Genomic DNA, 26,135 nt, shown 5'->3' with positions numbered 1-26,135 from the left:
TCACGCTTAGCGAGAAGCTGGAGCACAATAATGATCTTGAGCGCTGTGGCGGTTTCGCTTATCTGGCGGAACTCTCTAAAAATACCCCCTCAGCTGCCAATATTATGGGCTATGCCGCTGTCATGGTGGAGAAAAGCCGTTTACGGGAGTTGCTTGTTGTTGGCAATGCCATTCTGGCCGACGTGCATCACCATCGCCTTAGCGCGCTAGAGGTTGCAGAGCATGCTGAAAATGCCCTTTTCAAACTGAGTGAACAGGACATTATTCAGAGTGCGAAAGAGATCGATGTGACGGAAGCGCTTGACTTACTGCTTAGTAAACTTGAATCCGCCACGGCATCAGACAATTTTATAACCGGCACTCCGACAGGTATGGCAGCGCTGGATTATATGTCCTGTGGGCTTCAGCCTGGGGATCTGATTTTGCTGGCAGCCAGGCCATCAATGGGCAAAACCTCTATGGCGCTGAGCTGGTGCATTGGCGCATTGCTGGGACGGCCGCAAAAAAGCGTTTTTATCTTTAGTATTGAAATGCCTACCGAACAGCTGATGATGCGGCTGCTTTCCATGCGTAGCCGGGTTGAGCTTAGTCGTCTGCGCAGCGGCGATCTTGGAGATACTGAATGGAATCTCATTAGTAAGGGAGCTTACGAACTGGCCGAATGGCGCAATCGACTTATCATCGATGATAACAGCGCCCAAACCCCGGCAACGCTCCGTACCCGTGCGCGCCGTTACATCCGTAAGTACGGGCAGCCTTCACTCATCATGATCGATTATCTGCAACTGGTACGTTGTCCTGGAATGGAGAATCGCACGCAGGAAATCGCCGAAATTTCACGTTCTCTTAAGGCTCTTGGCAAAGAACTCGGCTGCCCGGTACTCGCGCTTTCCCAGCTTAATCGTCAGGTCGAACAACGCGCTGATAAACGCCCTAATAATGGGGATCTGCGTGATTCCGGCGCGCTTGAGCAGGACGCTGACCTGATTAGCTTTATCTACAGGGACGAGGTTTACAACGCAGACACTAATTATCCAGGGCAGGCAGAGATCATCATCAGTAAACAGCGCCAGGGGCCAACCGGTACCCTGAAAGTGCAGTTTGATGGAAAATACACGCTGTTTTCTGAATACCCGGAAGGCGGTTATGACCTCGGATATGATTACAGGAAACAGTCCCGATGAATAAAACCTTTCCTGAGAGTTCAACTGCTGGCGTAGAAAGCACTCTTACGCGGTTGTTTACGCTTGATCAGTTACGTCCTAACCCTGACGACCCGCGCAAAACGCGTAATCCGCGCTTTGACTATATAAAGGAGTCAATCAGGGCTCGCGGGCTTGCCTCCGTGCCGATTGTTACTCGCGACCCACGCCTTCCTGAAGGGATATGGACGTTCAGTGACGGGGGTAATACCCGATATGCAATTCTTAAAGAGCTCTGGGAGGAAACGGGCGAAAACCGGTTCAATGAAATTTTATGCGCCATTAAACCTTGGCCTGGTAGGCTAAATTGCTTGGTTGGCCATCTGGCCGAAAACGAAGGACGCGGGTCGCTAACGTTTATCGATAAAGCGTTTGGCGTGCAGAATGTGCGAAAAATTCATGAGGAAACGGTTGGCCGAAAAGCAACCTTACGCGAGCTTTCAGCTATTCTGGCGAAGGAAGGTTTGCCCGTTCACTATTCCACAATAAGTCGGATGGAAGATACTCTGAAGCATCTTTTTCCCTGGATGCCGACATTGCTAACATCCGGATTCAAACGAGAAAGTATTAACCAGCTTCTGTCGCTCAGGCAAAGTGCCGAAAAAGTCTGGGACAACTGCTGCCTTAATAAAGGCATTGAGCCTGTTAAAACCTTCGCAGACGTGTATGGCGGGTGCTGCCAGAAATTCGACGAGCCTGAAAGCTGGTCTCAGGATATGTTCCTTGACGAGCTAATTGGCGATCTGACTGATGCACTGCCAGATGATGAAATGGACTATGACCGCTGGCTACTGGAGCTTCGGGACGCCAGAAAACCAATGTTGCACTCTGAGGATCATGAGCAGGATGCCTCTCCTCAGCCCCAAATATCAGTCATGCCTCTTGTCGGCGCTAACGATGAGGCCGCGATTCATAAGGCAGGAACAGAGATTGAACTAATCGCTGCTGATACGCCGCGAAATAACGAACTGCACATTGCAGAAGAAAAGGCACCCTCTGGCCCCTCTGATTTACTTGATGATATTCAAATTGAGTCATCTCCGGTTATACATACAGAAGTCGCTTCATCAGAGTTTGAAACACATACAGCAACTGATGGACAATCCCCTCAGCCTGCTGAATTTACTGAAAACAACGGGGCAGGTGCTTCTTTCTGGCAAATAAATGCCCTTCAGGACGATATCGAACATCTGCAAAGTATGGCCTATCGACTGTGCTGGGATATCAGCGAAGCGTTGGGCTGTGCTGAAGATTTCGAGCCGGCGAGCGAAGATGAAAACGCGCCCGGTTATCGTTTGGCCTCTGCAGAAAATTCACATCCGGCTGCACTGCTTCTGGCTGCGCTCGCTGGTACCGGTGCTGGTACCGTGAATATGGAGCTTGCTGTAAATCTGCTGATCGGGACATCAGAATCTCATCCTCCTCTACTTAATGACGATATGACCCTGACGTTATTTCGCCTGGTTAGGGTGCTTCGTCGCCTCCGCGAACTGCAGCGACAGGCCGCTGCTCCAATTTATGCCTTAACAACTGAAGGGTTGCACAATGAATACTAATCTATCCCGCGCTGCTAATGGTTTCCTGCTCGATCTCGTTATGGAGCTTAAAAATGGTTTCATTCGTCGCTGCGATAAAATGGGGTTGACCGGTGAAGAGATCGCCGCACTCAAGGATATGACTATCGAGGATATTCACTACATCTGTAACAGTGAGGTTTCTGTACTGTCGTTTCAGATAAACCATGAAAACCTCAGCCGGCTGCTGAATCAAGCGCGGACAGAGCAGACCCGACTTAAACGGCTCGATCGCGCCTTGGCTCTGGGTGGCTCTATTGCGTTGCTGTCCCACTTCTTTGGCCTGCCAAGCAGCGAGGTTGCTACCCGCCGCCGCATTGCCGGCATAAAAGTTCGTGCAGGTCGCGGAACGGTCATATCTGACGATGAGAGCGCCCGGCTCTGGTCGATTTGGGATAACAGCGGCAAGACGGTTTCCTGCGACACGGAAGAAGGTCTTGAAATCATGTTGCTTGCAGCTGAGGAAATGAATATTCCGCTGACCGCCGTCTGGAATACGATCCGTAAATGGGAAAGTGAAAGGCTGACCGCTTCGAGTCGAAGAATGGCATAAGAGCCTGCCCGCGGCTTGAGGCAGAGCGGGCATGAACATTCACTGTAATAAGCTGAGGAGATTCATCGTGAAACTAAATGAAATTATCCCGGGCCTGAAAGCGCCGGCTACGGCTCCATCCGCCATTTGTAAAAAGGCCGCCAGAGCGGTACACAGCTTCTATAAGGGAGAACGTAACTTTAAGCGCCTCCATGAAAATCGGACTGGTTATTACAAAATAGATGTTGGTCCGTTCTGGCGCTTACTCAGCAGGGATCAAGGCCAGACCTGGATAATGATGAATCATGAAAGATACAACACTGCGATTCGTAACTGAATGCGAGAGAGATTGCTTAGCGGTACGCTTTCAGGCATAGCGCTAAGTGTTTTTTATAACCACGATCCGCATAAGGGAGAGTAATGAAGCTTCCGGATGACAGCCTGATTAGCCTCGCTGTCAAAAAAATGAATGACCGCCTGCAGGCGCGTGAGTTGGGAGAGCAAAGTAACTTTGCGCGCGGCGGACTGCTGTTCATGGGTAACGTGCATGACGCACTTCCCCGACGATTGTTGCTGGATACCCGGCTATCTCCTCTCGATAAAATGGCCTGGATAATTATTCGCCTGCACGCCCAGCATAATGACGGGGCGGTATTTCCTTCTTATGACGATCTGCAGCTTCAGCTGGCAACACCGGGCAAAGGTAAAGCCTCCAGAGAGACTATCAGCCGGGTATTGCTTATGCTGCGCATTACCGGCTGGCTGAGCCTGTGTAAGCGCGTCCGTGACGATAAGGGACGCATAAGGGGAAACATTTATGCGCAGCATGACGAACCGCTGACGTTCGCCGATGCCGAGTTACTTGATCCTCGCTGGCTTCAGACAGTAGCGGAGGCGTGCTTTAGCAGCAATAAGACAATAAGCCAGACGGCAAAAGCCATCATTAACGATGTTTGCCTTGATCCCGCCATGCGTCATCACCGAAGCCACCTGGCCGTTATAGAAGGGCGCCTGGGTGCAGCGCAAAATCCCTCCGATATGAAAAATCGTATGCAGGTAATGAATCTGGGTTCGGAATCCGAACCCAGTGAAAAGAGCCATAAAATGTCACCTGATTCGGATTCCGAACCGGGGGAAAAAGCCCCTGAAAACAACAGAGTTCGGGAACCGAACAGTTACGTACGTATTGTTAATAACAATACTAATAATACATACGTACAGCAGGCATCTGTTCTGCCTGAGAAGTTTGCCTGCCTGCTGAGTGAGCAGGACCGCAAGATGCTGAGCGCACAGCTTCAGGCGCTTAAGACAGAGCAGGCACTGCTGGTTTTGCAAAACCTCGCCAGGGCCATGAAAGAAGGCTCTCTTCAGAATCCGGTGGGATGGATGTTGACCGTGCTCAAGAAAGCCCGGAAGGGCGAGCTTTACCAGCCGCAGAGGGAATCCATTGCTAAACCTGTACCCGCCCGACCTGAGTACCGGCCAGTCCAGTCCGAACGGCCTTTGCGCCGGCCGGTCACAAATGACGCCCGCGTGCGGGACATCATTCAGCGTGTGCGATCTCACATTCATTCTGACCGATCTGACAATGACTAAGTCAGCTTTCGGGTGGGGGTGTAAAGCGCTCAGTGTTGTGCGCTGCAGCAAAGTACAAAAAGCAAGCAGTGTTGCAGCCTGCAACAAAGTACGAAACGTAAGCAGCATTACGATCCGCAATTCCTGTTTCTGCGGAAATTTTCTATTTCTGAAAACTGATTTTGAATTGTTCATTCGCTCCTCAGGAATGAGGATGCCCCTTCAGCATAATCGATGCCTTTGCCTATCAGGAGACAGCTATGGCCGAACAAACCACGCCTCAGGCCGCACCACGCCGCTCGGGAGCCCTGCAGTCATCACTTTCCATCGACCTGCATTCGCATTACGCCATTCGCCTGTGGGAAGGCCGGCGCCGGGATGAAATACCCAAGCAGGGTAAAAAAAGACCGGAAATTATCGGCATGCCGCAGGCTATCGCCCGCGCAGGTTTGGCCGGGCGTGATTCTGCAGCTGGCAATCCTTATGCCGATCAGGTTCTCGTACGTCTTGAGGATGCACTGAAAGCCGCTACCGCCCGGGTACGTGAAACCGTTGAAAAGGTTGAGCGCGTCCTTTCGGCTATCCCGGCAGGTATCAACCTGTCTGACGTCTCATCCGTTGAGCCCCTGAATCTGGATGTCTTCAGCCGATCGCCTCTTGGCTACCGCTGCGTGTGGCTCCTGGTGCACTTTGATCAGCTGGCCCTCAAGGTTTTCCAGGCATTCCATTACGGTCTGATTTCCCTGTCGGAACGTGATCAGTACCTTAACGTGGGGGGTCACGCTGTGCGTCAGGTCTACGGCGTCATTCAGGGATACAAAACCGTGCCGGTGACCTATGACGATATCCGCAATAACACCGCCCGGGGCATCGCCGCTGCTGAAAAGCTTGGCAAAATTGATCCGGCCATCCTTTCCGGTGAAAAGCGATCCTCTTTTTCCCCACTTCTGACAAACCCTGCTGAGAATGTCTGACATGAAAAACATACTGATTACCGGCGCCGTCTGCGCACTTCTTACCGGCTGTGCCGGCACCGACCTGGCCGCTATAAACAAGAACATCAGCGATACCGCCTTCAGCGTTAGTAAAACCTTGCGTGGTGGTAGCGAAGATTCAGGCAATGGCATGCCTGTAATGACAAAAGCTTCAACAGGGGCAACAGAAAGTGCTAACCGCGAGTTCAGCCTGCCGGTTGACATCGATACCGCCGCTGCCCGTCTCAAGCGACATTACGGCTATGTCACCCCTGATGAGATCGCACATATTCGCAATAAAGACCGTAACAGCCGCTGGGCCGCCGCTGCGATAGAAGACAGCCATCCAGTGTGGGAAGCCGTGCGGGGCAGTTCTTACCGAATGGGCAGTGATGTGGGTGACAACGATCATATGGAGATTGAGCTGGAAAAAAACGGGGCCGGCACGCGCGCTTATGTCACATACCGGTCGCCGTCGGCATCGCACCTGACCGGCAGCGCATTTGAAAAGCTGATGACGGAAGTTAAGCAGGTCGCATCAGGCAAGGTCCGTTAATCCGGGAGGTCAGCTGTGCAGCTTTATCTTTGTGAAAAACCGTCACAGGCAAAGGATATCGCCAGAGTGCTGGGCATCAGCCAGCGCGGGCAGGGATATATCTCAGGCGAGAACGTCACCGTCACCTGGGCGGTGGGGCATCTGCTGGAAACGGCCACGCCCGAGGCTTACGGTGAACAGTTCGGGCGGCCATGGCGGGCAAACGTGCTGCCGGTGATCCCCGAAACCTGGCATATGGTGGTTAAGAAAGAAACAGCCGATCAGTTTGCCGTGATTAAAAAGCTGCTGAAAAAAGCCCGCGAGGTAGTGATCGCCACCGACGCAGATCGTGAAGGCGAAGTGATTGCCCGGGAACTGATGACGTACTGCGGCTACCGTGGCGCTATTCGCCGCCTGTGGCTGTCCGCACTGGACGAGGGCAGCATTCGTCAGGCGCTACAGAACATGCTGCCCGGCGAGAAAACCGAAAAACTGTATCAGGCGGGCGTCGGCCGTTCGCAGGCCGACTGGCTTATCGGGATGAATCTGACGCGCCTGTACACCCTGAAGGCGGGCGAGGCCGGCCATGCGGAGATGTTTTCTGTGGGGCGGGTACAGACGCCGACACTCGCTATAGTGGTCAACCGCGACAATGAGATTGCGAACTTCACTCCTAAACCCTGGTGGCAGGTCAAAGCACACCTGGAAAAAGACGGCGTGACGTTTCATGCCGAGTGGGTCGGCGCAGAACAATACTGCGATGAGGAAAAGCGCTGCATCAATCAGCCAATTGCCCAGGCCGTTTTGCAGCTCTGCCAGAAAACCGGATCGGCTAACGTTTTGACCGCGGAGAAGAAGCGGGAAAAAACGCCCGCGCCACTGTGCTTCGATCTCGGCACGCTGCAGCAGGTATGCTCCCGAAAGTGGGGTATGGGGGCAAGCCAGGTGCTGACCATCGCGCAGGCGCTTTATGAAACACACAAGGCGACAACCTATCCGCGTACCGACTGCGGCTACCTGCCGCTGTCCATGCGGGACGAGGTGGCGGACGTTCTCCGGGCCGTTCAGGCATCCGATCCTTCGGTTGCCCCCGCGCTGTCACGCCTGGATAGAGCCTTTATGTCCCGGGTGTGGAACGATAAAAAAATCACTGCGCACCACGCCATCATTCCCACGCGCCAGGCATTTGACCTGGCGCGCCTCAGCGCCGACGAGCTGAAGGTTTACCAGCTCATTCGTCAGCACTATCTGGCGCAGTTTCTGCCGCTGCAGGAGTCTGACGTCACCGAGGCAACGTTTAATCTGGGCAACCAGCTGTTCCGGACGCGCGGTCGCGTTATCGTGGCGCCGGGCTGGAAAGCGCTGTTCGGCAGCCAGCAGGACGATGAGGAGGCGGAAGCCGAGGAGGACGCGCCGGCCAGCCTGCCGCCCCTCGATAAGGGCGACGCGTGCCGCGTGACGGGCGGTGCCGTAAAGGACAACATCACGAAAGCGCCCGCGCACATGACCGAGGGCACGCTTATTGCGGCCATGAAAAACGCGGCCACCCTGGTCAGCGATCCCCAGCTCAAAAAGGTGTTGCGGGAAAACGCCGGGCTGGGTACGGAGGCCACGCGCAGCGGCGTGCTGGAAACGCTTTTCAAGCGCCGATACCTGGAGAAAAAAGGGAAACACATTCACTCTACGCAGATGGCCCGCGAGCTTATCGCCGCGCTGCCGGAGACGCTGACCAGTCCTGGCATGACCGCTCTCTGGGAGCAGGCGCTGGACGATATAGCGCAGGGGAAATCGGATCTGCACAGCTTTATGCAAAAACAGGCGCAGTGGACGCGTCACCTGATTGAAAAGGGGCGCGCGCAGCCGTTTCACGTTACGGTGCCGGTCGGGCCAGACTGTCCGCTCTGCGGCAAGGCGATGCGTCAGCGAACGGGTAAAGAGGGCACGTTCTGGGGCTGCGTTCAGTACCCGGAATGCAAGGGGATCGTTGGTGAGGCCAATCGCAAAACAAAACGCCGGGCCGCCGGGAAGCGCAGGAGCAGCGGGCCAAAAGCCCCGGGCGTTTTACAGGTGGACGGTTGACATTGCGGGCGCACGGCCTAAAAATAAAAGGGCTTATCCGTCGTCCCTGACGACCACCAATGATTCATCAGCCTGAGAGAATCGCCTTCGGGTGGCTGAACAGAAAGCTCCTGTAGCCTGAAAGGGAGCACACATTGTGTGGTACATCTGCGCACCTTTGGAAGCAGATATCGTCAACATACGGCACCTACTGCCTGACGACTAGGGTTTATTTAACTAACCAGACAGTCAGACTCACCTGAATCTGACTCCCCGACGGGAAGACTTCTCCCGTCCGGGCCGAAGTTTTCTCCGTCGATTTTTTTTGACCCCCGGAGATAACATCATGTCTGTAAATAACGCGCAGTCCGCTACCACCACGTCCGCCGCCAGCCGCAACGATTACTTTAACCTGACCATAAAAGGCCTGGGTTACCTGAGTAACGTCCGGCAGGTTAACGCGCAGTCCGGCACCTTCATCAGTTGCGTGATCAACGCGCTGTCAGGCCCGAGCGACAGCCCTTCCTACGTTCGTTTTGACGTGACGGTTGCCGGCAAAGAAGCTAGCAGCCTTATTAACCGCTGCCAGAAGGCGGTTGATGAGGACAAGAAGGTGCTGATCGGGTTTGCCCTGAGCAATCCATCAACCGACATTTTTCAGCTGAAAAACGGTGAGCACGCCGGCGAAAGCCGCGTCAGCCTGAAGGCCCGACTAATTAAGGTTGACTGGATTAAAATCGGTCAGGACATGGTCTACAAAGCGGAACGCAGCGATGCGCCGCCAGCACAGAGTGGCTCAGAGCAGGCGCTGTCCTACGCTGACAACTCCTTCTGATTTTACCTTCCCAAATCTGCCCTTTCACGGGCAGTTTTACGGCGTTTGCAGGGTTTTGACTGCCGCTGTAATCTCCACCATAATCCCATAAAGGTTACTGACGATGCCTGTCATACTTCGGCTGAACGGTTTTCGGTTCTTTTTCTACTCCAACGAAGGCAATCCGCGTGAGCCCGCACATATCCACGTTTCAAAAGCCGGCGTTAAAGCTAAGTTCTGGCTTGAACCCGTGGTGGCGCTGGCTAAAAATGACGGATGTGACTCACGGACGTTGAAAGAGCTGAGCATACTGGTGAAGCTACACAAAACAACATTCCTGGAGGCCTGGAATGACTATTTCAGCTAGAGACGTCCGGTTCGATGACTCCACCATGTGGGTTAAACTCACGGACGATCGCACGCTTGGTATACCGCTGTCCTGGTTTCCGCGCCTGCTTCGCGCCACGCCCGAGCAGCGCAACGACTATGAACTTTCTCCCGGAGGCATACACTGGGACGCCCTGGATGAAGATATCTCCGTCGAAGGGCTAATACAGGGGCGCGGTGATATGACGCACCCTCCTCATCAGGTCGCCTGACGCGCCCTGCCTGAACGCTGACTCCGGTCGGCGTTTTTTTTTGGATCCGGAAAAAGAGTTGTTCGTGGAAGCCCGCTGAAGAGTTCCGCACAGTGATGCCTGTTCTGTCACCTACAGGAATCTTCAGATGAAACTACACGCCCTCGCTGCCGTTCTGCCCTTCGTGCTGCTGACGGGATGCGCCACGCCGCCCCAGAAGCTGCAGGAGCGGGCGCCCGCCCAGCCGACGCCGTCGGTCAGCGTCTCCCGCAACGTCCAGACCCCAGCCGACGATCCCTACGGGCGGGCGCCGGAGGTGGTGCGCTACGACCGTTACCTGCTGGTCAGCACCGACCCGCAGGCAGCCCAGCAGGATCCGCTTTCCCAGATTATCGACATCCGCATTCCCCCGTCCGTACAGCCCACGGTCGCCGACGCCATGCGCTATGCCCTGAAGCAGTCCGGTTACTCGCTCTGTCAGACCGGCCCGGCCAACGGCGTGCTATACCGGCAGCCGCTGCCGGCGGTGCAGTATCAGCTCGGCCCGATGCGTCTGCGCACCGCGCTACAGGTAATGGCCGGCGCGGCCTGGCAGCTTGAGGTGGACGACGTGCAGCGCGTGGTGTGCCACAGCCTGCGCGCCGGTTATCAGCTTCCGGCAACCCAGCTGTCGCCGCGCACCGCTACACTGCCTGAGGCGTCCGGCAATACCATTGCCCCGCCGGTGATTCAGGGCCAGCCCGTACGCGGAGGGTTTCTGACAAAATGAGCAATCCCGCCCTTGATGAAGACGATTTCGCCGGTGAAGCGCAGCAGAAGCCACGCAAAGGCGCGGCGATTCTGCGCCAGCTGCCGCTTTATGGCGGCGTCGCGTTGGCGATGGCCGTGGCCGGCCTGATTTTTATTTCCCTTAAAAGTGTGAGCACGCTCGATCAGCGTCTCGGCCACGTCGAAAAACAGCAAAACGTGGTGTATTCGCAGGCCCTGACCCAGTCCGACCTTACCCCTCTGCAGGACAGCCTGAAGGCGTACGGCGGAGATCTGAAACGGCAGCAGCAGCAGATCGCCGCACTGCAGGCCGCGCTGAAGGAGGATCGGAGCGGCCCGGCGCTTGTCGCCCTGCAGCAGGCCGTCGGCGATCTCAGCGCCGCCCGGCAGAGCATGCAGGCGCAGCTTTCTGGGCTTGACGCGCAGCTGAACGCGCTGCAGGACACGTCGAAAAAGGCGCCTGAGGCCAACACCCCGCTCGCCGTAAAAAAGCCGGCGCCCGCTAAGCCACATCGTGCCGCCCTGAAAGTGGCGCGCCGCGCGCCGTTTGTGCTGACCGGCGTGGAAAAGCGGGGCACCACGTCCTTTGCCGCCGTAGCCCCGCAGGGCTTCAGCGACCTGTCGCAGATCCGCCTTATCGGCGAAGGCCAGTCCGTGCAGGGCTGGACGCTGATCGGCGCCGGATACGGACAGGCGCAGTTTCGGGTAAACGGGCATGTAACCACCGTTAACGTTCACTAACGGAGTCGAAATGAAGATAAAAGCACTGATACTGTTGTTACTTACTTGCGGCGGCACCGCGTACGCGAGTGTCCAGACCACTGACAGCCAAGGCCAGGCTATGGACGCGCAACACAACGGTCAAAGCGCGGTTCAGGATCTGCAGCAGCAGGCGGGGCAGTGGGGGCTGAACCAGCAGGACTATCAGCGCTATCAGCAGCTGATGAACGGCCCCCGGGGCACACAGTCACCCGGCCTCGATCCACTCTCCACGCTCGGCATCGAGGCGCGCAGCGCCGAAGAGCGACGTCAGTACGCCGAGAAGTGGGTGAAGCAGGAGTTTGCCCGCACGCAGAAAGAAATGGAATTTCAGCGCGAGGTGAACAGCGCCTGGCAGCGGCTGTACCCCAACACGCTGGCGGTTAACATGGGTAACGCCGCCGGCATCGCCCACGACACCGGCGGACGACTGGCGCTGTTCGTGAAGTCTGCCGGATGCACGCAGTGTGACGCGCGACTGTCCGCCGTGCTGGCGGACGACCGTCCGGTCGATATCTATCTGGTTGACAGCCAGGGCGACGACGACGCGCTGCGCAGTTGGGCCAAAGCACATCACATCCCGCTGGACAGGGTACGCAGCCGTGAGATCACGCTTAATCACGACGGCGGCCGCTGGATGCGGTTCGGCAACGGCATGATGCCCGTGGTGCTGCAGCAAGGGGAAAACGGATGGCAACTCGCAGCATACTGACCGGCGCGGCCCTACTGCTGCTGGCGTCGGCAAACTGCTGGTCATCCGGCTTGCAGACCGTACCCGACGGCTATACAAAGGTGGCGCTCCAGCACGGCGTGCCACCGGAGGCGCTGTATTCGGTTGCCCTGCAGGAATCCTCCCGCACGCTGCCTCGGGGCGTACGTCCCTGGCCCTGGACGCTGAACGTGGCGGGCAAGGGGTATCGCTACAAAACCCGGCTTGAGGCCTGGCAGGCGCTGCAGGTGTTCATGAAAACCCATTCCCTGAAGCGCATTGACGTGGGCATTGCGCAGGTCAACCTTGGCTGGAACGGCGGTCACTTCACGTCCACCTGGGAAGCGCTGGATCCGTACACCAACCTCAACGCCGCCGCCGTTATCCTGCGCGAATGTTGGGACCGTAAGCCCGGCAGCTGGCTGGACGCCGCCGGCTGCTATCACCATCCCGCCGGCGGACAGGCCGCCGCGCGCTACCGCTCCTTTATCAGAACAAAGCTTGCCACGCTGCAGTCGCCGCCTTCGCAGCCGGCCCCCGTAGATAACAGCCCGGCGTCGGCTCCCGTGCAGCTGGCGGACAATGCCGCTATGCCCGCTGCTACTTCCAACACCGGATTCGTCTGGATTGAACCCAGGAGCCCGAGACCATGAAAAACGTCCGCTTCCTTGCTATGTCCTTTATCCTGCTGTCGCTCTCGTCCCATGCGGAGCTGAACGTGCTGGCCGACCTCGGAGGGCAGAGCACGCAGGCCATCTTTGACGCGGTTAACCGGCAGGACTCGCCGGCACCCGCCTCCGCGCCGCCCGCCCAGGGCGAAGCGGCCATGCTGCCCGTTACCACGCCGGAAATGTCGCCGGGCGCGGTCAGCCCGCGCAACCTGCAGCTGCCCGGCATCGGCGCGCTGTTCATCATCGGGGACGATGACGTGTCCCGGTCCTGGCTGCGACACAACGCGCAGCGCCTGTTGGCGAGAGCCGCCGTGGGGCTGGTCGTCAACGTGGACAGCCAGGACGCTCTTGACGGGCTGCGTGACCTGGCGCCCGGCATGACCCTTGCTCCGGCCTCCGGTTCGGATCTGGCGCGCCGCCTGCAGCTGACGCATTACCCCGTACTTATCACCGACGGCGGGCTTACCCAGGAGCCCGCGCCATGATGGGCTCGCCCCAAACCATTGCCCTGCTGTTGTCGGTCAATCCGCTGCTGGCCGCGGGGCTTGTCGTCTTGCTTGTCGTCGTTGCATGGCTTTTTCGCCGGCAGACGGCCACCGCCCGTCGGCATCGTCGTTATCGAGCCACTGCCGCACGCGTCCATCAGCGCCTGCGCGAACTGAACGGCGACGGCCAGCGGATGAGCTACCTGCGCAAAATTAATCCCTACGTTTTTGAGGAGCTGCTGCTGCTGTCTTTTGAGCGACAGGGACTGAGGGTCGAGCGCAACGCGTCCTACAGCGGCGACGGCGGCCTGGACGGGAGGGTGTTTATCAACGGTGAATGCTGGCTGATACAGGCCAAGCGCTACAGCCGGGCCATTTCTCCCGGACACGTCCGGGATTTTGATGCACTGCTCTCCCGTGCCGGCCAGCGCGGATTTTTTATCCATACCGGCAGAACCGGGCAGATGAGCCGGGCCGTCTGCCGTACCTCTTCCCGGCTGAAGATCATCAGCGGGCAAAACCTGCTGAGGCTGCTGTCCGGCATTTCACTGAAGGAATTGAAGGAATGGTCCCATGAGTAACCGGTACGTTATAGAAGCGCTGCTGCGCCCGGCCGTTGAGCTGAATACGGCCGCCGTGGCGGGCACCGCTGCCGTGGTGTGCGTCACCGCGCCCTGGGCGGTCGCCCTTGCTCCCTCCGTCAGCTACGTTACGGCGGGGGGCTTTGCCGTGCTGTCCATCGTGCGGGCCCGTCAGGGCATGCAGGTGATCCGTTACCGGCGTAACCTGCGCCGGCTGCCGCGCTATGTGATGACCTCTCGGCAGATCCCGCTGAGTAAGCGACGGCTGTTTATCGGCAGGGGATTTCGCTGGACGCAGACACATACCCAGCGCCTGCGCGACACGCTGCGCCCCGAGGTCGCCCACTATCTGCAGCCGTCCAGGCTGTACCAGCTGGCGCGCCGCGCCGAGGAGGCCACGGAAAAGCGGCTGCCCGCACTGAGCAAACTGCTGAACGCCGATTCCGTTCTGAATCCGGTCCGCCCGCTGCCGCCCGTCGGCGGCAACCCGGCCATACACGGCATCGAACCCAACGAAATCGACGTCACGCTTGATTTACGCGAGCGCGTGGGGCACACGGTGGTCTACGGCACGACACGCGTGGGAAAAACCCGGCTGGCCGAGCTGCTGATTACCCAGGATATCCGTCGCGGCGACACGACGATCGTATTTGATCCGAAGGGAGACGCCGACCTGCTGAAGCGCGTATGGGCGGAGGCGCACCGCGCCGGTCGCGGCGACGAGCTGACCATCTTCCACCTCGGATGGCCCGATATATCGGCACGCTATAACGCCGTGGGGCGGTTCGGGCGCGTCTCCGAGGTAGCGTCACGCGTGGCCGGGCAGCTGAGCGGCGAAGGCAACAGCGCGGCATTCCGGGAATTTGCCTGGCGGTTCGTGAACATCGTGGCGCGGGCGCTGGTTGCCTTGGGCGAACGGCCCGACTACACGCTGATCACGCGCTACGTAAACAACATCGCGGACCTGTACATGCGCTATGCGGTGAAGGTCATTACGGACAAACTTCCCGAACTGAACAAGCAGATCGAAAACAACCTCAAACTCTTCGGTGAGAATGACGTACCCCGCAACATGCAGGGTCAGGCTGACGCCGTGCGCATCTGGGCCTATGAGGTGGCGCTGAGCTCCGAACAGGGGCAGCAGCTGTATGACCCGATACTCGACGGCCTGCGCTCCGCCGTGCGCTACGACCGGACCTACTTCGACAAGATAGTGGCGTCTCTTCTGCCCCTGCTGGAGAAGCTGACCACGGGCAAGACCGCCGAGCTGTTGTCGCCTGACTACCTCAACATGGACGACCCGCGTCCGATTTTTGACTGGGAGCAGGTGATCCGTAAGAAAGGCGTGGTGTACATCGGCCTTGACGCACTCAGCGACAGCGAGGTGGGCAGCGCGGTGGGCAACAGCATGTTTGCCGATCTGGTGAGCGTGGCCGGCCACATTTACAAGCACGGCATCAACGCGGGCCTGCCGGGGGCAGACGACCGTAAAAACCCTATTAACCTTCACTGTGATGAGTTCAACGAGCTGATGGGCGATGAGTTCATTCCCCTGATTAACAAGGGCGGCGGCGCAGGGATGCAGGTCACGGCCTACACGCAGACGTCCTCTGATATTGAGGCGCGTATCGGCAGCCCGGCCAACACCTCGCAGGTGCAGGGTAACTTTAACAACCTGATCATGCTGCGCGTACGTGAGAACCGAACGGCGGAGCTGCTGACTACCCAGCTGCCGCAGGTTGAAATCTACAGCAAAACGCTGGTCTCCGGGCACCAGGATTCAGCAGACGTCACTGTTAATCACGACTTTACCTCCAGCACGCAGGACCGCGTCGGCACGATCAAGGTGCCGCTGCTGGAGCCGTCGGACATCGTGTCGCTGCCGAAAGGCCAGGCGTTTGCCCTGCTTGAGGGCGGGCAGCTCTGGAAAATCCGCATGCCGCTGCCCGCCGGCGACGCCGACGATGAGCACATGCCGGACGATATCACCCGCCTGGCCGAAGAGATGCGCCGGAACTACCACAGCAGCGAAGGATGGTGGAACGGCGGCGCGGCCGGCCCCGGCCCCCTGAAAGGAGAAGATAATGGCTGAACCCCGTCGTAACGTCCCGCCACAAAACCCACAACAGCAGCCGGTTCCGCCGCGCGAGCACGGACTGATTTACAACCTGGTCTGGGGCTGGCCGTGGAAGCTGGTCGGCATGATCCTGGCCTCTCTGTTCCTGAGTCTGATTGTCGAATACATCGGAATCGCGTTTTTCTGGCCGGAAATGGGCGCCGCACACAGCCAGCAGGTGATGACGACGGAAATGGGCTACCTGTCATCGGATTTTACCCGCAGTCTGTTGCTCTCTGAACCCTCTGTCACCGTTACGCACTGGATCACGTTTGCGTATCAGTGGGCCTTCGTTGACAGCGGTTTTGTGGGCTGGGCGCAGTCGGTGTATGAATCGGAAATGAACAGCGGCAACGAGATATCCCGTCAGCTGAAGTCAGGCAGCAGCTGGCTCGCTGGCTACCTGCAGCAGTATCTGCTTGCCACCGTCTGGGTGGCTGTTGTAACGCTTATCCGAGTCACGATACTGACGCTCTCCATCCCGCTGTTTGTGCTGGTTATCGCCGTAGCAGTGGTAGAGGGGCTGGGGCGCCGCGACCTGCGTCGCTACGGAGCAGGCTATGAGTCGTCGTTTTTATATCACCGGGCCAAAAGGCTGATTAAGCCGGCGGTCTACATACCGGCAATGGCCTACCTTTCGTGGCCGTCAGCGGTCTATCCCAACCTTCTGCTGCTGCCCGCGGCCATCATGCTCGGGCTTGCCATTACGGTAACCACCGCGTCGTTCAAAAAATATCTCTAAAACTTCTAAAAGCCCTTGTTGCAAGGGCTTATCACGATTCTTGAGACCGTGTCTAAAAAGTTTAAAGTTTCCTTCCTTTGGGTCGATTATCAGTTTAGATAAGATCATTAGGATAATTTATGAAATATTTGATTTTCGGTGCCTTGTTTTTTTTGATGCCGTTACAGCTATCGGCGGCAGAAAGAGAGTATCCAATGACCGATATTTGTCGCGCAACGCTGAACGATATGCTCAATCGCGACCTGTCGATTATGAATGCAACACAGATTGAAGATGGCTCAGTTCGCGTGCAGTACACGCGCCCACAGGACGGAAAACTCTTCTCTTACCGTTGTCGTTCAACTGACGGCAGCACTATTGGCATTCTCGATGAGAATATATCAGGGCCGCGTTGGTACGGTGAATTACCGGATGATATACAGCGAAGCTATCGAATCAAGGATGGGAAACTCATCATCCGCAGTTTCAGCCCGCTCAGTGAAACATCATCAGAAAAGCTCTATTCGCATATTGAACTATCCGCATCTTCTGACAGGAACACTAAAGATGACAAAAGCGAGATTCTAAAAAAATACGGCATACGACTACAAAATAAATTTTCGGATGGAAAGTTACAGTTTCGCAAGGTTTCTCACTCGATGACTAAACCACTAAACAGTTACCTGATGAGCTTTGAAACTTCAGTGAAGGCGTATGTAACTCCGCCTGCAGAAGAAGTCGATACGGCTATTGAGAAGTCTAATGCACGCATACAACTTGCCTGGGATAAATCATTCTGTACTGCTGAGCTGAAAAAAATCATGAATGAAAACCAGATAGACAATATTGATGCTCTACTTGTCAGTAAGGGGGAGGATCAGGCCCTTTCCGTATGTTTTAAATGAATGCGTTTTGAAATGCCTCTATCAAGCGCCTTTTAACCATTCCAGGGGCCTGTATTGCTCTTATCTCTGCCACTACGTTACAGCTGAGTTATTCAAAATATCTTTTACCGTCGAATGGCCCGCATCAGCGGGCCTTTAAATAATGTCTGCTCACTTTGGCTCTTCTTTTTGATACACCGGGTCTGTGCCTCGCGGATACTGCTGGCTTATGTTCCTGTAATGCTGAAGCCGCTCATTAAAATATTCCCTGAGCCCGGGGGGCTGCTGCTGTTCAACCTCCCTTGGGATCACCGGCTGGTTCAGGCGTTCCTTGTAAGCCACTCCCGAGGCCGCCAGATCCACGTTAATACGCTCACGCTCTTCTTTGGTGCGGGCTGCCAGGTTATGCGACATGGATGTGTCCTCATTTAGCTATTTAATGTATCCCAGTGAATGTCTCAACAGCTTACCACTGCTTTTACCGGGCTGGACGGCGTCACCTGAACTCGTTTCGGGTGACGCCGTCAGCAGGCAAGCCGGCGCAGCGGCGCGTCAGTAACTATCAATAGTTACAACATACTGGAATATTTTAACCACTTCACCCCACGTCAGCCCCCCGCAATTAATTTTCATTTTCGGGTAATGAGTTAACGGCTGACCCGTCCGCCTGGATTCCGCATCCTTACCGCATCTGACAACCACTGGAGGTGCATATGAAATCTTTTCGCCCGGTAGCCCGACTTTTTCTGTGTGGCGGCGTGCTGGGCCTTACATCTCTCACGGCCCTGCCGGCGCAGGCTTCTGAAAAGGATGAGCTGGCGTCCGCCCAGCGCATGATCGTTCAGGTGCAGGCATCGCTGGAGCGTGCCCGGGTGGCCGCCGCCCAGGAGGATAACGCGGAGCGTGGGCGCTACTTCTTTGACTACCAGCGCGCCAGCGCCGACCTGCGCACAATCAGCGCTGGTATCGATCGTTACCTTGAGCCGTCCCGCGCTCAGCCACGCGATTTGTCGGGCGTAGCCGGTAACTACCGCCGGGAACGCCCCTGATGGCGATGACCGCCGCGCAGGAAGCGGCCTTTAAAGCCGCCTCAGGAGATCTGGAACCCGGTGGGATGCACCTGCTGTGTCTTGGCCTGCTGATTGGCTTCCTTTTTTTCTGGGCCGCCTGGGCCATCGTCGACGTCTGGTCGGGCTGGTCCGGCGATCGCGTTAAGTCAGCCGCCATGGGCAGAGCCGTGGTCCGCACAGTTTTGTTATTAGTCGTAAGTATCTGGATGTTTTGCAGTTAACCCTTAATTAACCCTAATACAGGTGAAATCATGTCTACATTCTCTTCCGTTCTGTCCCGCGTTTCCGTTAAGGCCAAGTCAGCCTGGGCACGCCTCTTCACCGCGGGCCTGTTGAGCGCATTTACCGCCTCGCCTGCTCTGGCCGAACTGCCTCAGGTTGAGGGGCCATCCTCCAGCGGAGCAGGCACCGGCCTGATGGCCACCCTGAGCGGCCACGTACAGGACGGTCTTGTGTTCGGCGGCCTCGTGCTCTGCGGCTTTGCCTTCTTCAAGGTGGCCGAGGCGTGCCTCGTGACCTTCTCCGAGGTGCGCAACGATCGCGCCTCATGGACCAAATTCGGCTCCATCGTGGTGGTAGGTATCGTTCTGCTCGTTGCCGTTATCTGGCTGCTGGGCAAGTCCCAAGAAGTTATCAACTAAGGAGCGCATCCGGATGGCGACCATTCGCTTTCTGCCGGATCGCCTGAACTCTGAGCCTGTGGTATTTCGGGGGTTTACCACCCCCGAGTTGGGAATGGCGGCGCTGGCGGGGGTGGGCATCGGTTTTGTGCTCTCCCTACCCTTCGCCTTCATTTTTAGCTGGCTGGCTGTCCCGACGGTGGCGCTGCTGTTCCCGCTCGTGCTGATTGCCTTTGGCGGCAAATGGCTTGCTGCCAGAAAGCGCGGCAAGCCCGAGAATTACCTGTGGCAGCAGGTTGCGCTGAAAATGCGCCGCACGGGCTTCGGCGATCCTTCACTAATCATCGACTCGCGGGGCTGGTCCCTGCGTCGCAGCAAGAGCATCAGGAGCATCAAATGAGTCGTTTTCGCCACGCGGTTAAGGGCCGCGATCAGCATATTTTTACCCTGCGGGCGGCCTGCGTCGTGTTGCTGTTACTACTGATGACCGCCCTGGGCGGATGGATGCGCGCCCCGGAAAAGCTGACCATTCATAACCCGCCGGATTTACGCAAGGGTAGCACCCGCCCCTGGTGGGAAATCCCGCCGCCCACCGTCTACGGCTTTACCTATTACATTTTTCAGCAGCTCAATGCCTGGCCCAAAAACGGCAAGGTGGACTATCCCGCCCGCATTCAGTCGCTGTCCTCCTACTTCACACCGCAATGTAAGGCATTTCTTGAAGAAGATGCGAGGCAGCGCGGAGAGAAAAATGAGCTCACCGATCGCGTTCGCGTGGTTTATGAAATTCCCGGCCGCGGCTACGACACCAACAGCGTGAAGGTGGTTGACCGCAATAACTGGGTCGTGAAGCTAGATCTGGTCGCGGATGAATACTACCTCACCGAGCCGGTCAAGCGCGTGACCGTGCGCTACCCGATCAAGGTCGTTCGCTGGGACGGCGACTCCGAGACCAACCCGTTCGGCATGGCCCTGGACTGCTACGACGGCATTCCGCAGCGCCTCTCCGCGGCGCCGGAGCTGCCCAAACACACCAACAAGGGGATGTTCTGATGATGTGCTCAACGTTAACATTCAGCTCCCGCGCCTGCCTGGTGGCGCTGTCGCTTACGCTGATCCCGGCAGCCATACTGAGCACGGCGCCGGCGCGGGCTGACGAGCTGATGAAGTGGGAGCGCGTTCCCCTGCAGATCCCCCTGAAAACCGGCACCGAGCGCGTAATTTTTGCCGATAAAAACGTGCGTGTCGGCTTTCCGCCCGCACTGAACGGCAAGCTGCGCGTGCAGAGCACCGGCGGCGCGGTCTACCTGAAGGCCGACAGCGACTTCCCGGCAACGCGCCTGCAGCTGCAGGACATGGAATCAGGCGAGGTGATCCTGCTGGACGTCCGCGCCGCCAGCACGGGCCCGATCGAGCCAGTAAAAATCATCTACAGCGGCGACGTCAGCACGACCGGCAGCGCTGCTGCCGATGCCGTCCGGGCGTCAGGTGGGGACGACGGCAAGGCGCAGGCGCGGCGCAAAAAGGTCAGCTACAAGGCGCCCATTCCTGTGCTGCTGACGCGCTACGCCGCGCAGAACCTGTACGCCCCGGTGCGGACGGTCGAAGGCGTGCCGGGGATTCATCCGGTTAATCCGCACCTGCCGTCCAGCATCACCACGCTTTACCCCTCGGCACCCGTGACCGTGTCACCTGTGGCCGGCTGGGGCGCGGCCGGGCGAACTGTAGTGGCGTTGCGGGTGCGCAACACCTCCTCCCGGAAGATCGTACTCGATCCGCGTGAGCTGCAAGGCCAGTTCATCACAGCCACCTTCCAGCACCGCTGGCTGGGCGCCGCCGGCACGCCGGAGGACACCACCACGCTCTACCTTGTCACCGCCGGCCGCGCCGATGAGGCGTTCGTGCGCGAACCGTCCTCAGCCCGCAAGGCCGTCCGTTCCGCCCAGAAGGTGATCCGCTATGAAGATTAAGTCAAACGGCCTTGTAAAGGTCCTGGTGCCGACGGTTCTCATCGCTGGCGGTTTTATCGCGGTCAAGAGCCACAACAGCAAGACGCCCGAGCCCGCCGCGCAGACAACAGCGCAGACCGACCCGGCTTTAGCGAACCTCTCTCCGCAGGAGCTGAAGGCGCTCGGCGTCGAGGGAGACACGCCGCAGGACACGCTGAAAACCATCGTGGGTTCTCTGAACGCCGTGCGGCAGCAGCAGGCCATGCTGAACAAACAGAATGCTGACCTGCTGGACGAGAACAAAAAGCTGCGCGAGCGGAATCAGAACGTGTCCGGGCAGGTTAACGAGGCCGTTCAGGGCGTACAGAAGGGCTTCAGCGACCGCGAGAAGCAGTTGCGCCAACAGCAGAACACGCTTACGTCAAAAATCAACGACCTGACCTCGCAGCTACAGAAAACCGGCAAGGGGCTGGCCGACAAGGCCGGCGGCCAGGACGGCGACATTCCGCTGGGCCTCGGGCTGGACGGCATGGGCGCCGGCAGCGGCGGCGCGGCGGCGGCAGGCAGCGATGGCCTGATGTGGGTAACGCCGCAGGACGGCAAAAGTGCCGCTTCCGGGCAGGGCAGCAGTGGCAACAGCTCAGCCAGCGCCGGCAGCATAACGGCCTTCCCGACCTCCTTCATGAGCGAAAATGCCGTCACCCGACAGAAGACCGCCTACGAACAGCAGGTTAAGGGATCAACCAGCGAAAAGGGTGAGGAAGACGAGGCCGAGCCGGTCTACACCCTGCCGGAAAACTCCACGCTCATCGGCAGTCGCGCCATGACCGCCCTGCTGGGCCGCGTGCCGGTTAACGGCACCGTGACCGACCCATATCCCTTTAAAGTACTTATCGGCAAGGACAACCTGACCGCCAACGGCATCGAGCTCCCGGACGTGGAGGGCGCCATTGTGTCCGGTACGGCCTCGGGCGACTGGACCCTGTCCTGCGTCAGGGGTCAGGTCAGCAGCATTACCTTTGTGTTCACTGATGGCACGGTGCGCACGCTGCCGAAGCCAGACCGCAGCGGAAAGTCCGGCAACGGCCAGAACGCACAGAACGGCGGTAAAGACACCGGCACAAACGGTGGTATCGGCTGGATTTCCGACGAGAACGGCATTCCGTGCATTTCCGGCACGCGTAAATCCAACGCGTCCACATACCTGCCGACGCTGGGCCTGCTGGGCGCCGCCGGCGCGGCCGGCGATGCAGTGGGCCAGAACCAGCAGACCAGCCAGACCAACGCCTACGGCGGCGTCACCTCCACGCTGACCGGCGACGCCGGACAGGCCGTGCTCGGCAAGGCGCTTTCCGGCAGCTCCGACGAGATCACCGAGTGGGTGAAGCAGCGCTACGGCCAGACCTTTGACGCCATTTATGTTCAGCCGGGTGCGCACCTCGCCGTGCACATCACCCACGAGCTGGCAATCGACTATGAAGACAAAGGCCGCAAGGTGCGCTACGACTTCACCCTGCCCGGTGAAGACGGCAGCACCGGCGGGCTCGACTGAGGAGAAATAACATGCAGATTTCAGTAACACTCGGCGTTTTTGTACTGGTTGCGGCCGCCACTCTGACGGGCTGCTCAACGACAAAGGATGAGATGCTTCCGGCGGGCGACAGCAACATGCTGGAGCTGTGGAAGGGCACGGACGGCGAAAGCGGACCGTCGCGCGGCGTGGAGGGGCGCGCCGCCCTGCGCCGCGCCCTGACCGACAACGAACAACAGGCGGCGGCCGGCGACGATCGCAGCTACAGCCGTACCCAGGAGTCGGAGATCAGCCAGCAGTTTCCGCGCCTGCCCAACCCCGACATGGTGATGTACGTTTTCCCGCACCTGGCGCAGGGCAACACGCCCGTGCCGGGCTACAGCACCGTTTTCCCTTTCTATGACCAGACGCAGTACGCGATGCCTGGCGAACGCACGGAGGCGCTGTGATATTTGGACTCTTTAAGAAAAACCGGCCGGCCGGACAGGATGCGCCGGAGCAGAACGGCCCGGAGCCGCTGGCACGCCCGGGAAAAATGACGCAGGGCGATGAAAGGCAGGTGTATTCGCACAATCCGTCGATCGTGGACTACCTGCCGTGGGCGGAGTTTCTGGACGAGGATCAGTGCCTTCTTCTGGACGACGGCGTCTCGGTCGGGGCGGTGTACGATATCACCCCGGTTGCTACCGAGGGGCGGCCCGACGCGCGCCTGGAGCAGATCCGGGACGTGGTTGAAGACGCGCTGCAGGACAGCTTTGACGATATTGAGGCCAACCCCTGGATCGTGCAGTTTTTCTGCCAGGACGAAAGCGACGTGGACGCCTACCTGGACAGGCTGCGCGGGTACGTTAAGCCGCACGCGCAGCACACGGATTTTACCGAGGCGTGGCTGAAGGAAACCGAAAGCCACCTGCGCGGCATCGCACGCCCGCAGGGGCTGTTTGTGGACAAGCTGATCACCGGCCAGCCGTGGCGCGGCCAGCAGCGCCGGACTCGTATGGTGGTGTATCGCTGGGTGGAGAAAAACAACCGCGACGTAATGCCGCCGGTCGGCATGCTGAACCAAGCGTGCGAAAGGTTGTGCGGCGCGCTCTCCAGCGTCAACATCGGCTGCACGCGGCAGAACGGCCTGCAGGTGCACGCCTGGCTCCTGCGCCTGTTTAACCCAGCGCCGGAAGGCATGGATCGGGAGCAGTTTTACCGCGCGGCGGCCTACGAGGATACCCGCAACACGCCCGACGGCATGATCCCCGTGGAAAATGACTTCTCCGAAACGCTGCTGTTTACGCCGCCGCGCTCGGACGTGGAAAACGGCGTGTGGTGGCTGGATAACTTGGCCCACTCGGCCCTGACGGTTGAGCGGCTGCGCAAGCCGCCCGAACCCGGCACGCTGACGGGTGAGAAAAGCCGGGGCGAGAAAAAGGTTAACGCCCTGATGGACATGTTTCCCGAGGGCACCATGCTGTGCATGACTATCATCGCGGAGCCGCAGGATACCCTTGAGGAGAAGTTTAACCGGCTGGCAAAGAACGCCATCGGGGAAAATACCGAGTCAGGGCGCGTGCGTCAGGACGTGGCCGCCGTGAAGGAGCTGCTGGGCAACCGGCACAAGCTGTACCGCGCCGGCATCACGTTTTTCCTGCAGGCCAGGGATATGAAGGAGATGAACCGCAAGCGCATCGAGCTTTCCACGGTGCTGCTCAACGAGGGGCTGCAGCCCGTTCGCGCAGAGCACGAGGTCGGCCCGCTGAACGCCTGGCTGCGCGCGCTGCCGATGTGCTTTAACCCGCAACACGACAAAAAGAACTGGTATACCCGCCTGACGTGGGTCCAGCACCTGGCCGGTCTGCTGCCCGTCACCGGCCGGGAAACCGGCACCGGCAACCCGGGCTTCAGCTTTTTTAACCGGGGCGGCGACGTGCTGAACTTCGATCCCCTGAACAAACACGACCGTTCGCAGAACGCGCATATGCTGCTGTTCGGTCCAACCGGGGCGGGCAAGTCGGCCACCCTGTGCTCGATGCTCTGCCAGCTGATGGCCGTACAGCGCCCACGCCTGTTTATCGCCGAGGCCGGCAACAGCTTCGGGCTGACGGCGGACTACTTTGAAAGCCTTGGTCTTACGGTGAACAAGGTCAGCGTCAAGCCGGGTAGCGGCGTGACCCTGCCGCCGTTCGCCGACGCGCACAAGCTGTTTGAAAGCGATGCCCCGCCGCTGGCGGTGGCCGAAAGCGACCTGCCGGAGATCGACGAGGACAATGGGGACGACGAGGAGGATGGTAACGAGAAACGCGACATCCTAGGCGAAATGGAAATTTCCGCCCGGATGATGATCACCGGCGGCGATCCGAAGGAAGACGCCGCGCTCAGGCGCGCCGACCGGGCCATGATCCGAGAAGCCCTGCTGATGGCCGCCCGCCAGACCCTGGATGAAAACCGCCAGATGCTGCCCAGCGACCTGCAGAACGCCCTGAACCACATTTCCTCCGACGAAGCCGCCGACGGCGGGCAGGCACGTAACGAATCACGCCGGGCAAAAGCGGCGGAGATGGCGGAGTCGCTGGGCATGTTTACTCAGTCCGGCAGCTTTGAAGCCGAGCTGTTTAATCAGGAAGGATCGCTGTGGCCGGAGGCAGACGTCACGCTCATCGACCTGGGCCACCTTGCCCGCGAGGGGTACGAGGCCCAGATGGCGCTGACCATGGTTTCCCTGACCAACACCATCAACAACATCGCAGAGCGCGACCAGTACCTTGAGCGCGACATTGTGTTTACGGTGGATGAGGCGCATATCGTGACCGTTAACGCCCTCCTGGCGCCGTACATGACCAAGGTGGTCAAGATGTGGCGTAAACTCGGTGCCTGGCTCTGGCTTGCCACCCAGAACCTTGAGGATTACCCGGCGGCGGCAGGCAAAATGCTGAACATGGCCGAATGGTGGATCTGCCTGACCATGCCGAAAAAAGAGGTGGAGGACATAGCCCGCTTCCGTACGCTTTCCGAGGAGCAAAAGTCCGTGCTGCTCTCGGCCAGCAAGCTTTCCGGGTGCTACACCGAGGGCGTGGTGCTGTCAAAAAAAATCCAGGCGCTGTTTCGTGCCGTGCCGCCCAGCCTGTTTCTGGCGCTGGGCATGACGGAGAAGGAAGAGAAGGCCGAGCGCAAGGCACTGATGCGTAAACATAACTGTTCGGAGCTGGATGCTGCTATTCTCGTGGCAAGAAAACTGGATCGTCTGCGTGGACTGATGACGGCTGAGTCGGCTGGGATGCCGGAATACAACGATAAAAGAGAGAAGCTGACCGCATGATTAAGCTTAAATACGCATGCCCCGTAACACAAAACCCCGCGGTTGATGAAACGCCGACGCCGACGCTTTTCGGCCTGTATCCCCAGGGTGAGCCTGTCGCCGCGCAGAGCACCCAGGAGCGG

General features: G+C 58.5%; 30 protein-coding genes. 29 read left to right on the top strand and 1 reads right to left on the bottom strand.

The genetic code is table 11. The annotated features are described in order from the left end of the window. From dnaB to RTK32_RS02690, 20 genes are all read left to right on the top strand, one after another. The coding region (gene dnaB / locus RTK32_RS02785) for a replicative DNA helicase (RefSeq protein WP_312041994.1) at positions 1-1,184 on the top strand (1,184 nt) is incomplete at its 5' end. Beyond that, positions 1,181-2,758 (top strand): ParB family protein, encoded by a 1,578-nt coding sequence (locus tag RTK32_RS02780; protein ID WP_312041993.1) that lies wholly within the window; start codon positions 1,181-1,183, stop codon positions 2,756-2,758. The genes dnaB and RTK32_RS02780, both read left to right, overlap by 4 nt. Continuing rightward, a complete protein-coding gene (locus RTK32_RS02775) occupies positions 2,748-3,329 on the top strand; it encodes a DUF2857 domain-containing protein (RefSeq protein WP_312041992.1) in 582 nt (193 codons plus the stop codon). Before RTK32_RS02780 ends, RTK32_RS02775 begins: the two co-directional genes overlap by 11 nt. Before the next feature lie 67 nt (positions 3,330-3,396). After that, entirely contained in the window at positions 3,397-3,645 is a 249-nt protein-coding gene (locus tag RTK32_RS02770) for a hypothetical protein (RefSeq protein WP_312041991.1), read from the top strand. Positions 3,646-3,728: 83 nt separating this feature from the next. Next, positions 3,729-4,904, top strand: a complete 1,176-nt coding sequence (locus tag RTK32_RS02765; RefSeq protein WP_312041990.1) for an STY4528 family pathogenicity island replication protein — start codon at positions 3,729-3,731, stop codon at positions 4,902-4,904. Between the two features lie 239 nt (positions 4,905-5,143). Continuing rightward, a complete protein-coding gene (locus tag RTK32_RS02760) occupies positions 5,144-5,857 on the top strand; it encodes a PFL_4669 family integrating conjugative element protein (RefSeq protein WP_312041989.1) in 714 nt (237 codons plus the stop codon). A 1-nt stretch (position 5,858) separates the two neighbouring features. Beyond that, on the top strand, positions 5,859-6,413 hold the full coding sequence (locus RTK32_RS02755; RefSeq protein ID WP_312041988.1) for a hypothetical protein: 555 nt from the start codon (positions 5,859-5,861) through the stop codon (positions 6,411-6,413). Positions 6,414-6,428: 15 nt separating this feature from the next. After that, positions 6,429-8,471 carry a DNA topoisomerase III gene (locus tag RTK32_RS02750; protein WP_312041987.1) on the top strand — a complete coding sequence of 681 codons (2,043 nt, stop codon included), beginning with the start codon at positions 6,429-6,431 and terminating at the stop codon, positions 8,469-8,471. A gap of 325 nt (positions 8,472-8,796) precedes the next feature. Then, on the top strand, positions 8,797-9,285 hold the full coding sequence (locus tag RTK32_RS02745) for an STY4534 family ICE replication protein (protein ID WP_312041986.1): 489 nt from the start codon (positions 8,797-8,799) through the stop codon (positions 9,283-9,285). Positions 9,286-9,388: 103 nt separating this feature from the next. After that, on the top strand, positions 9,389-9,631 hold the full coding sequence (locus tag RTK32_RS02740) for a DUF4160 domain-containing protein (protein ID WP_312041985.1): 243 nt from the start codon (positions 9,389-9,391) through the stop codon (positions 9,629-9,631). Then, positions 9,615-9,863 (top strand): DUF2442 domain-containing protein, encoded by a 249-nt coding sequence (locus RTK32_RS02735; RefSeq protein ID WP_312041984.1) that lies wholly within the window; start codon positions 9,615-9,617, stop codon positions 9,861-9,863. The genes RTK32_RS02740 and RTK32_RS02735 overlap by 17 nt, the downstream gene beginning before the upstream one ends. Positions 9,864-9,990: 127 nt before the next feature. Further along, entirely contained in the window at positions 9,991-10,611 is a 621-nt protein-coding gene (locus RTK32_RS02730) for a PilL N-terminal domain-containing protein (protein WP_312041983.1), read from the top strand. Beyond that, entirely contained in the window at positions 10,608-11,351 is a 744-nt protein-coding gene (locus RTK32_RS02725) for a DUF2275 domain-containing protein (protein WP_312041982.1), read from the top strand. The genes RTK32_RS02730 and RTK32_RS02725 overlap by 4 nt, the downstream gene beginning before the upstream one ends. A gap of 10 nt (positions 11,352-11,361) precedes the next feature. Further along, positions 11,362-12,081 (top strand): TIGR03759 family integrating conjugative element protein, encoded by a 720-nt coding sequence (locus RTK32_RS02720; RefSeq protein WP_312041981.1) that lies wholly within the window; start codon positions 11,362-11,364, stop codon positions 12,079-12,081. Continuing rightward, positions 12,060-12,731 carry a transglycosylase SLT domain-containing protein gene (locus RTK32_RS02715; protein WP_312041980.1) on the top strand — a complete coding sequence of 224 codons (672 nt, stop codon included), beginning with the start codon at positions 12,060-12,062 and terminating at the stop codon, positions 12,729-12,731. Before RTK32_RS02720 ends, RTK32_RS02715 begins: the two co-directional genes overlap by 22 nt. Further along, the gene (locus tag RTK32_RS02710; RefSeq protein WP_312041979.1) at positions 12,728-13,234 is read left to right on the top strand and encodes an integrating conjugative element protein; all 507 of its coding nucleotides are present in this window, start codon (positions 12,728-12,730) and stop codon (positions 13,232-13,234) included. The genes RTK32_RS02715 and RTK32_RS02710 overlap by 4 nt, the downstream gene beginning before the upstream one ends. Then, positions 13,234-13,815 carry a restriction endonuclease gene (locus tag RTK32_RS02705; protein WP_312041997.1) on the top strand — a complete coding sequence of 194 codons (582 nt, stop codon included), beginning with the start codon at positions 13,234-13,236 and terminating at the stop codon, positions 13,813-13,815. The genes RTK32_RS02710 and RTK32_RS02705 overlap by 1 nt, the downstream gene beginning before the upstream one ends. Continuing rightward, positions 13,808-15,907 carry a type IV conjugative transfer system coupling protein TraD gene (gene traD / locus RTK32_RS02700; protein WP_312041978.1) on the top strand — a complete coding sequence of 700 codons (2,100 nt, stop codon included), beginning with the start codon at positions 13,808-13,810 and terminating at the stop codon, positions 15,905-15,907. The genes RTK32_RS02705 and traD overlap by 8 nt, the downstream gene beginning before the upstream one ends. Then, complete coding sequence (locus RTK32_RS02695; RefSeq protein ID WP_312041977.1) at positions 15,900-16,673, top strand: TIGR03747 family integrating conjugative element membrane protein; 774 nt, start codon at positions 15,900-15,902, stop codon at positions 16,671-16,673. The genes traD and RTK32_RS02695 overlap by 8 nt, the downstream gene beginning before the upstream one ends. 119 nt (positions 16,674-16,792) lie before the next feature. Further along, complete coding sequence (locus tag RTK32_RS02690; protein ID WP_312041976.1) at positions 16,793-17,557, top strand: hypothetical protein; 765 nt, start codon at positions 16,793-16,795, stop codon at positions 17,555-17,557. Between the two features lie 150 nt (positions 17,558-17,707). On the opposite strand, the gene RTK32_RS02685 is transcribed toward RTK32_RS02690, so the two are convergent. After that, positions 17,708-17,950 carry a DNA polymerase III subunit theta gene (locus RTK32_RS02685; RefSeq protein ID WP_312041975.1) on the bottom strand — a complete coding sequence of 81 codons (243 nt, stop codon included), beginning with the start codon at positions 17,948-17,950 and terminating at the stop codon, positions 17,708-17,710. Between the two features lie 299 nt (positions 17,951-18,249). Here RTK32_RS02685 and RTK32_RS02680 point away from each other — a divergent pair, with 299 nt between their 5' ends. From RTK32_RS02680 to RTK32_RS02640, 9 genes are read left to right on the top strand one after another with little or no spacing between them, the layout of a single operon-like run. Next, positions 18,250-18,585 (top strand): RAQPRD family integrative conjugative element protein, encoded by a 336-nt coding sequence (locus tag RTK32_RS02680; RefSeq protein ID WP_312041974.1) that lies wholly within the window; start codon positions 18,250-18,252, stop codon positions 18,583-18,585. Beyond that, on the top strand, positions 18,585-18,827 hold the full coding sequence (locus RTK32_RS02675; protein WP_312041973.1) for a TIGR03758 family integrating conjugative element protein: 243 nt from the start codon (positions 18,585-18,587) through the stop codon (positions 18,825-18,827). The genes RTK32_RS02680 and RTK32_RS02675 overlap by 1 nt, the downstream gene beginning before the upstream one ends. A 30-nt stretch (positions 18,828-18,857) precedes the next feature. Next, positions 18,858-19,247 carry a TIGR03745 family integrating conjugative element membrane protein gene (locus RTK32_RS02670; RefSeq protein WP_312041972.1) on the top strand — a complete coding sequence of 130 codons (390 nt, stop codon included), beginning with the start codon at positions 18,858-18,860 and terminating at the stop codon, positions 19,245-19,247. 13 nt (positions 19,248-19,260) lie between these two features. Continuing rightward, positions 19,261-19,626, top strand: coding sequence for a TIGR03750 family conjugal transfer protein (locus RTK32_RS02665; protein ID WP_312041971.1), 366 nt, complete (start codon positions 19,261-19,263; stop codon positions 19,624-19,626). Further along, a complete protein-coding gene (locus tag RTK32_RS02660) occupies positions 19,623-20,279 on the top strand; it encodes a PFL_4703 family integrating conjugative element protein (protein ID WP_312041970.1) in 657 nt (218 codons plus the stop codon). Before RTK32_RS02665 ends, RTK32_RS02660 begins: the two co-directional genes overlap by 4 nt. Next, positions 20,279-21,196, top strand: coding sequence for a TIGR03749 family integrating conjugative element protein (locus tag RTK32_RS02655; RefSeq protein WP_409451056.1), 918 nt, complete (start codon positions 20,279-20,281; stop codon positions 21,194-21,196). The genes RTK32_RS02660 and RTK32_RS02655 overlap by 1 nt, the downstream gene beginning before the upstream one ends. After that, positions 21,186-22,727 (top strand): TIGR03752 family integrating conjugative element protein, encoded by a 1,542-nt coding sequence (locus tag RTK32_RS02650; RefSeq protein ID WP_312041969.1) that lies wholly within the window; start codon positions 21,186-21,188, stop codon positions 22,725-22,727. The genes RTK32_RS02655 and RTK32_RS02650 overlap by 11 nt, the downstream gene beginning before the upstream one ends. An 11-nt stretch (positions 22,728-22,738) precedes the next feature. Then, complete coding sequence (locus RTK32_RS02645; RefSeq protein WP_312041968.1) at positions 22,739-23,155, top strand: TIGR03751 family conjugal transfer lipoprotein; 417 nt, start codon at positions 22,739-22,741, stop codon at positions 23,153-23,155. Continuing rightward, on the top strand, positions 23,155-26,013 hold the full coding sequence (locus RTK32_RS02640; RefSeq protein WP_312041995.1) for a conjugative transfer ATPase: 2,859 nt from the start codon (positions 23,155-23,157) through the stop codon (positions 26,011-26,013). The genes RTK32_RS02645 and RTK32_RS02640 overlap by 1 nt, the downstream gene beginning before the upstream one ends. The last annotated feature ends 122 nt before the right edge of the window (positions 26,014-26,135 follow it).

It is taken from the genome of Erwinia sp., from assembly GCF_031978025.1.
Lineage (GTDB): Bacteria > Pseudomonadota > Gammaproteobacteria > Enterobacterales > Enterobacteriaceae > Erwinia.
This window is presented reverse-complemented; position numbering and strand designations above follow the sequence as displayed.

Excerpts from the sequence above, each read along its gene's own strand:
- RTK32_RS02675 (WP_312041973.1), top strand. The coding sequence starts at position 18,585 with ATGGCGATGACCGCCGCGCAGGAAGCGGCCTTTAAAGCCGCCTCAGGA.
- RTK32_RS02740 (WP_312041985.1), top strand. The coding sequence starts at position 9,389 with ATGCCTGTCATACTTCGGCTGAACGGTTTTCGGTTCTTTTTCTACTCC.
- RTK32_RS02685 (WP_312041975.1), bottom strand. The coding sequence starts at position 17,950 with ATGTCGCATAACCTGGCAGCCCGCACCAAAGAAGAGCGTGAGCGTATT.
- RTK32_RS02680 (WP_312041974.1), top strand. The coding sequence starts at position 18,250 with ATGAAATCTTTTCGCCCGGTAGCCCGACTTTTTCTGTGTGGCGGCGTG.
- RTK32_RS02670 (WP_312041972.1), top strand. The coding sequence starts at position 18,858 with ATGTCTACATTCTCTTCCGTTCTGTCCCGCGTTTCCGTTAAGGCCAAG.
- RTK32_RS02720 (WP_312041981.1), top strand. The coding sequence starts at position 11,362 with ATGAAGATAAAAGCACTGATACTGTTGTTACTTACTTGCGGCGGCACC.
- RTK32_RS02655 (WP_409451056.1), top strand. The coding sequence starts at position 20,279 with ATGATGTGCTCAACGTTAACATTCAGCTCCCGCGCCTGCCTGGTGGCG.
- RTK32_RS02715 (WP_312041980.1), top strand. The coding sequence starts at position 12,060 with ATGGCAACTCGCAGCATACTGACCGGCGCGGCCCTACTGCTGCTGGCG.
- RTK32_RS02710 (WP_312041979.1), top strand. The coding sequence starts at position 12,728 with ATGAAAAACGTCCGCTTCCTTGCTATGTCCTTTATCCTGCTGTCGCTC.
- RTK32_RS02745 (WP_312041986.1), top strand. The coding sequence starts at position 8,797 with ATGTCTGTAAATAACGCGCAGTCCGCTACCACCACGTCCGCCGCCAGC.
- RTK32_RS02660 (WP_312041970.1), top strand. The coding sequence starts at position 19,623 with ATGAGTCGTTTTCGCCACGCGGTTAAGGGCCGCGATCAGCATATTTTT.
- RTK32_RS02705 (WP_312041997.1), top strand. The coding sequence starts at position 13,234 with ATGGGCTCGCCCCAAACCATTGCCCTGCTGTTGTCGGTCAATCCGCTG.
- RTK32_RS02695 (WP_312041977.1), top strand. The coding sequence starts at position 15,900 with ATGGCTGAACCCCGTCGTAACGTCCCGCCACAAAACCCACAACAGCAG.
- RTK32_RS02735 (WP_312041984.1), top strand. The coding sequence starts at position 9,615 with ATGACTATTTCAGCTAGAGACGTCCGGTTCGATGACTCCACCATGTGG.
- RTK32_RS02780 (WP_312041993.1), top strand. The coding sequence starts at position 1,181 with ATGAATAAAACCTTTCCTGAGAGTTCAACTGCTGGCGTAGAAAGCACT.
- RTK32_RS02650 (WP_312041969.1), top strand. The coding sequence starts at position 21,186 with ATGAAGATTAAGTCAAACGGCCTTGTAAAGGTCCTGGTGCCGACGGTT.
- RTK32_RS02690 (WP_312041976.1), top strand. The coding sequence starts at position 16,793 with ATGAAATATTTGATTTTCGGTGCCTTGTTTTTTTTGATGCCGTTACAG.
- RTK32_RS02730 (WP_312041983.1), top strand. The coding sequence starts at position 9,991 with ATGAAACTACACGCCCTCGCTGCCGTTCTGCCCTTCGTGCTGCTGACG.
- RTK32_RS02765 (WP_312041990.1), top strand. The coding sequence starts at position 3,729 with ATGAAGCTTCCGGATGACAGCCTGATTAGCCTCGCTGTCAAAAAAATG.
- RTK32_RS02755 (WP_312041988.1), top strand. The coding sequence starts at position 5,859 with ATGAAAAACATACTGATTACCGGCGCCGTCTGCGCACTTCTTACCGGC.
- RTK32_RS02665 (WP_312041971.1), top strand. The coding sequence starts at position 19,261 with ATGGCGACCATTCGCTTTCTGCCGGATCGCCTGAACTCTGAGCCTGTG.
- RTK32_RS02645 (WP_312041968.1), top strand. The coding sequence starts at position 22,739 with ATGCAGATTTCAGTAACACTCGGCGTTTTTGTACTGGTTGCGGCCGCC.
- RTK32_RS02760 (WP_312041989.1), top strand. The coding sequence starts at position 5,144 with ATGGCCGAACAAACCACGCCTCAGGCCGCACCACGCCGCTCGGGAGCC.
- RTK32_RS02775 (WP_312041992.1), top strand. The coding sequence starts at position 2,748 with ATGAATACTAATCTATCCCGCGCTGCTAATGGTTTCCTGCTCGATCTC.
- traD (WP_312041978.1), top strand. The coding sequence starts at position 13,808 with ATGAGTAACCGGTACGTTATAGAAGCGCTGCTGCGCCCGGCCGTTGAG.
- RTK32_RS02725 (WP_312041982.1), top strand. The coding sequence starts at position 10,608 with ATGAGCAATCCCGCCCTTGATGAAGACGATTTCGCCGGTGAAGCGCAG.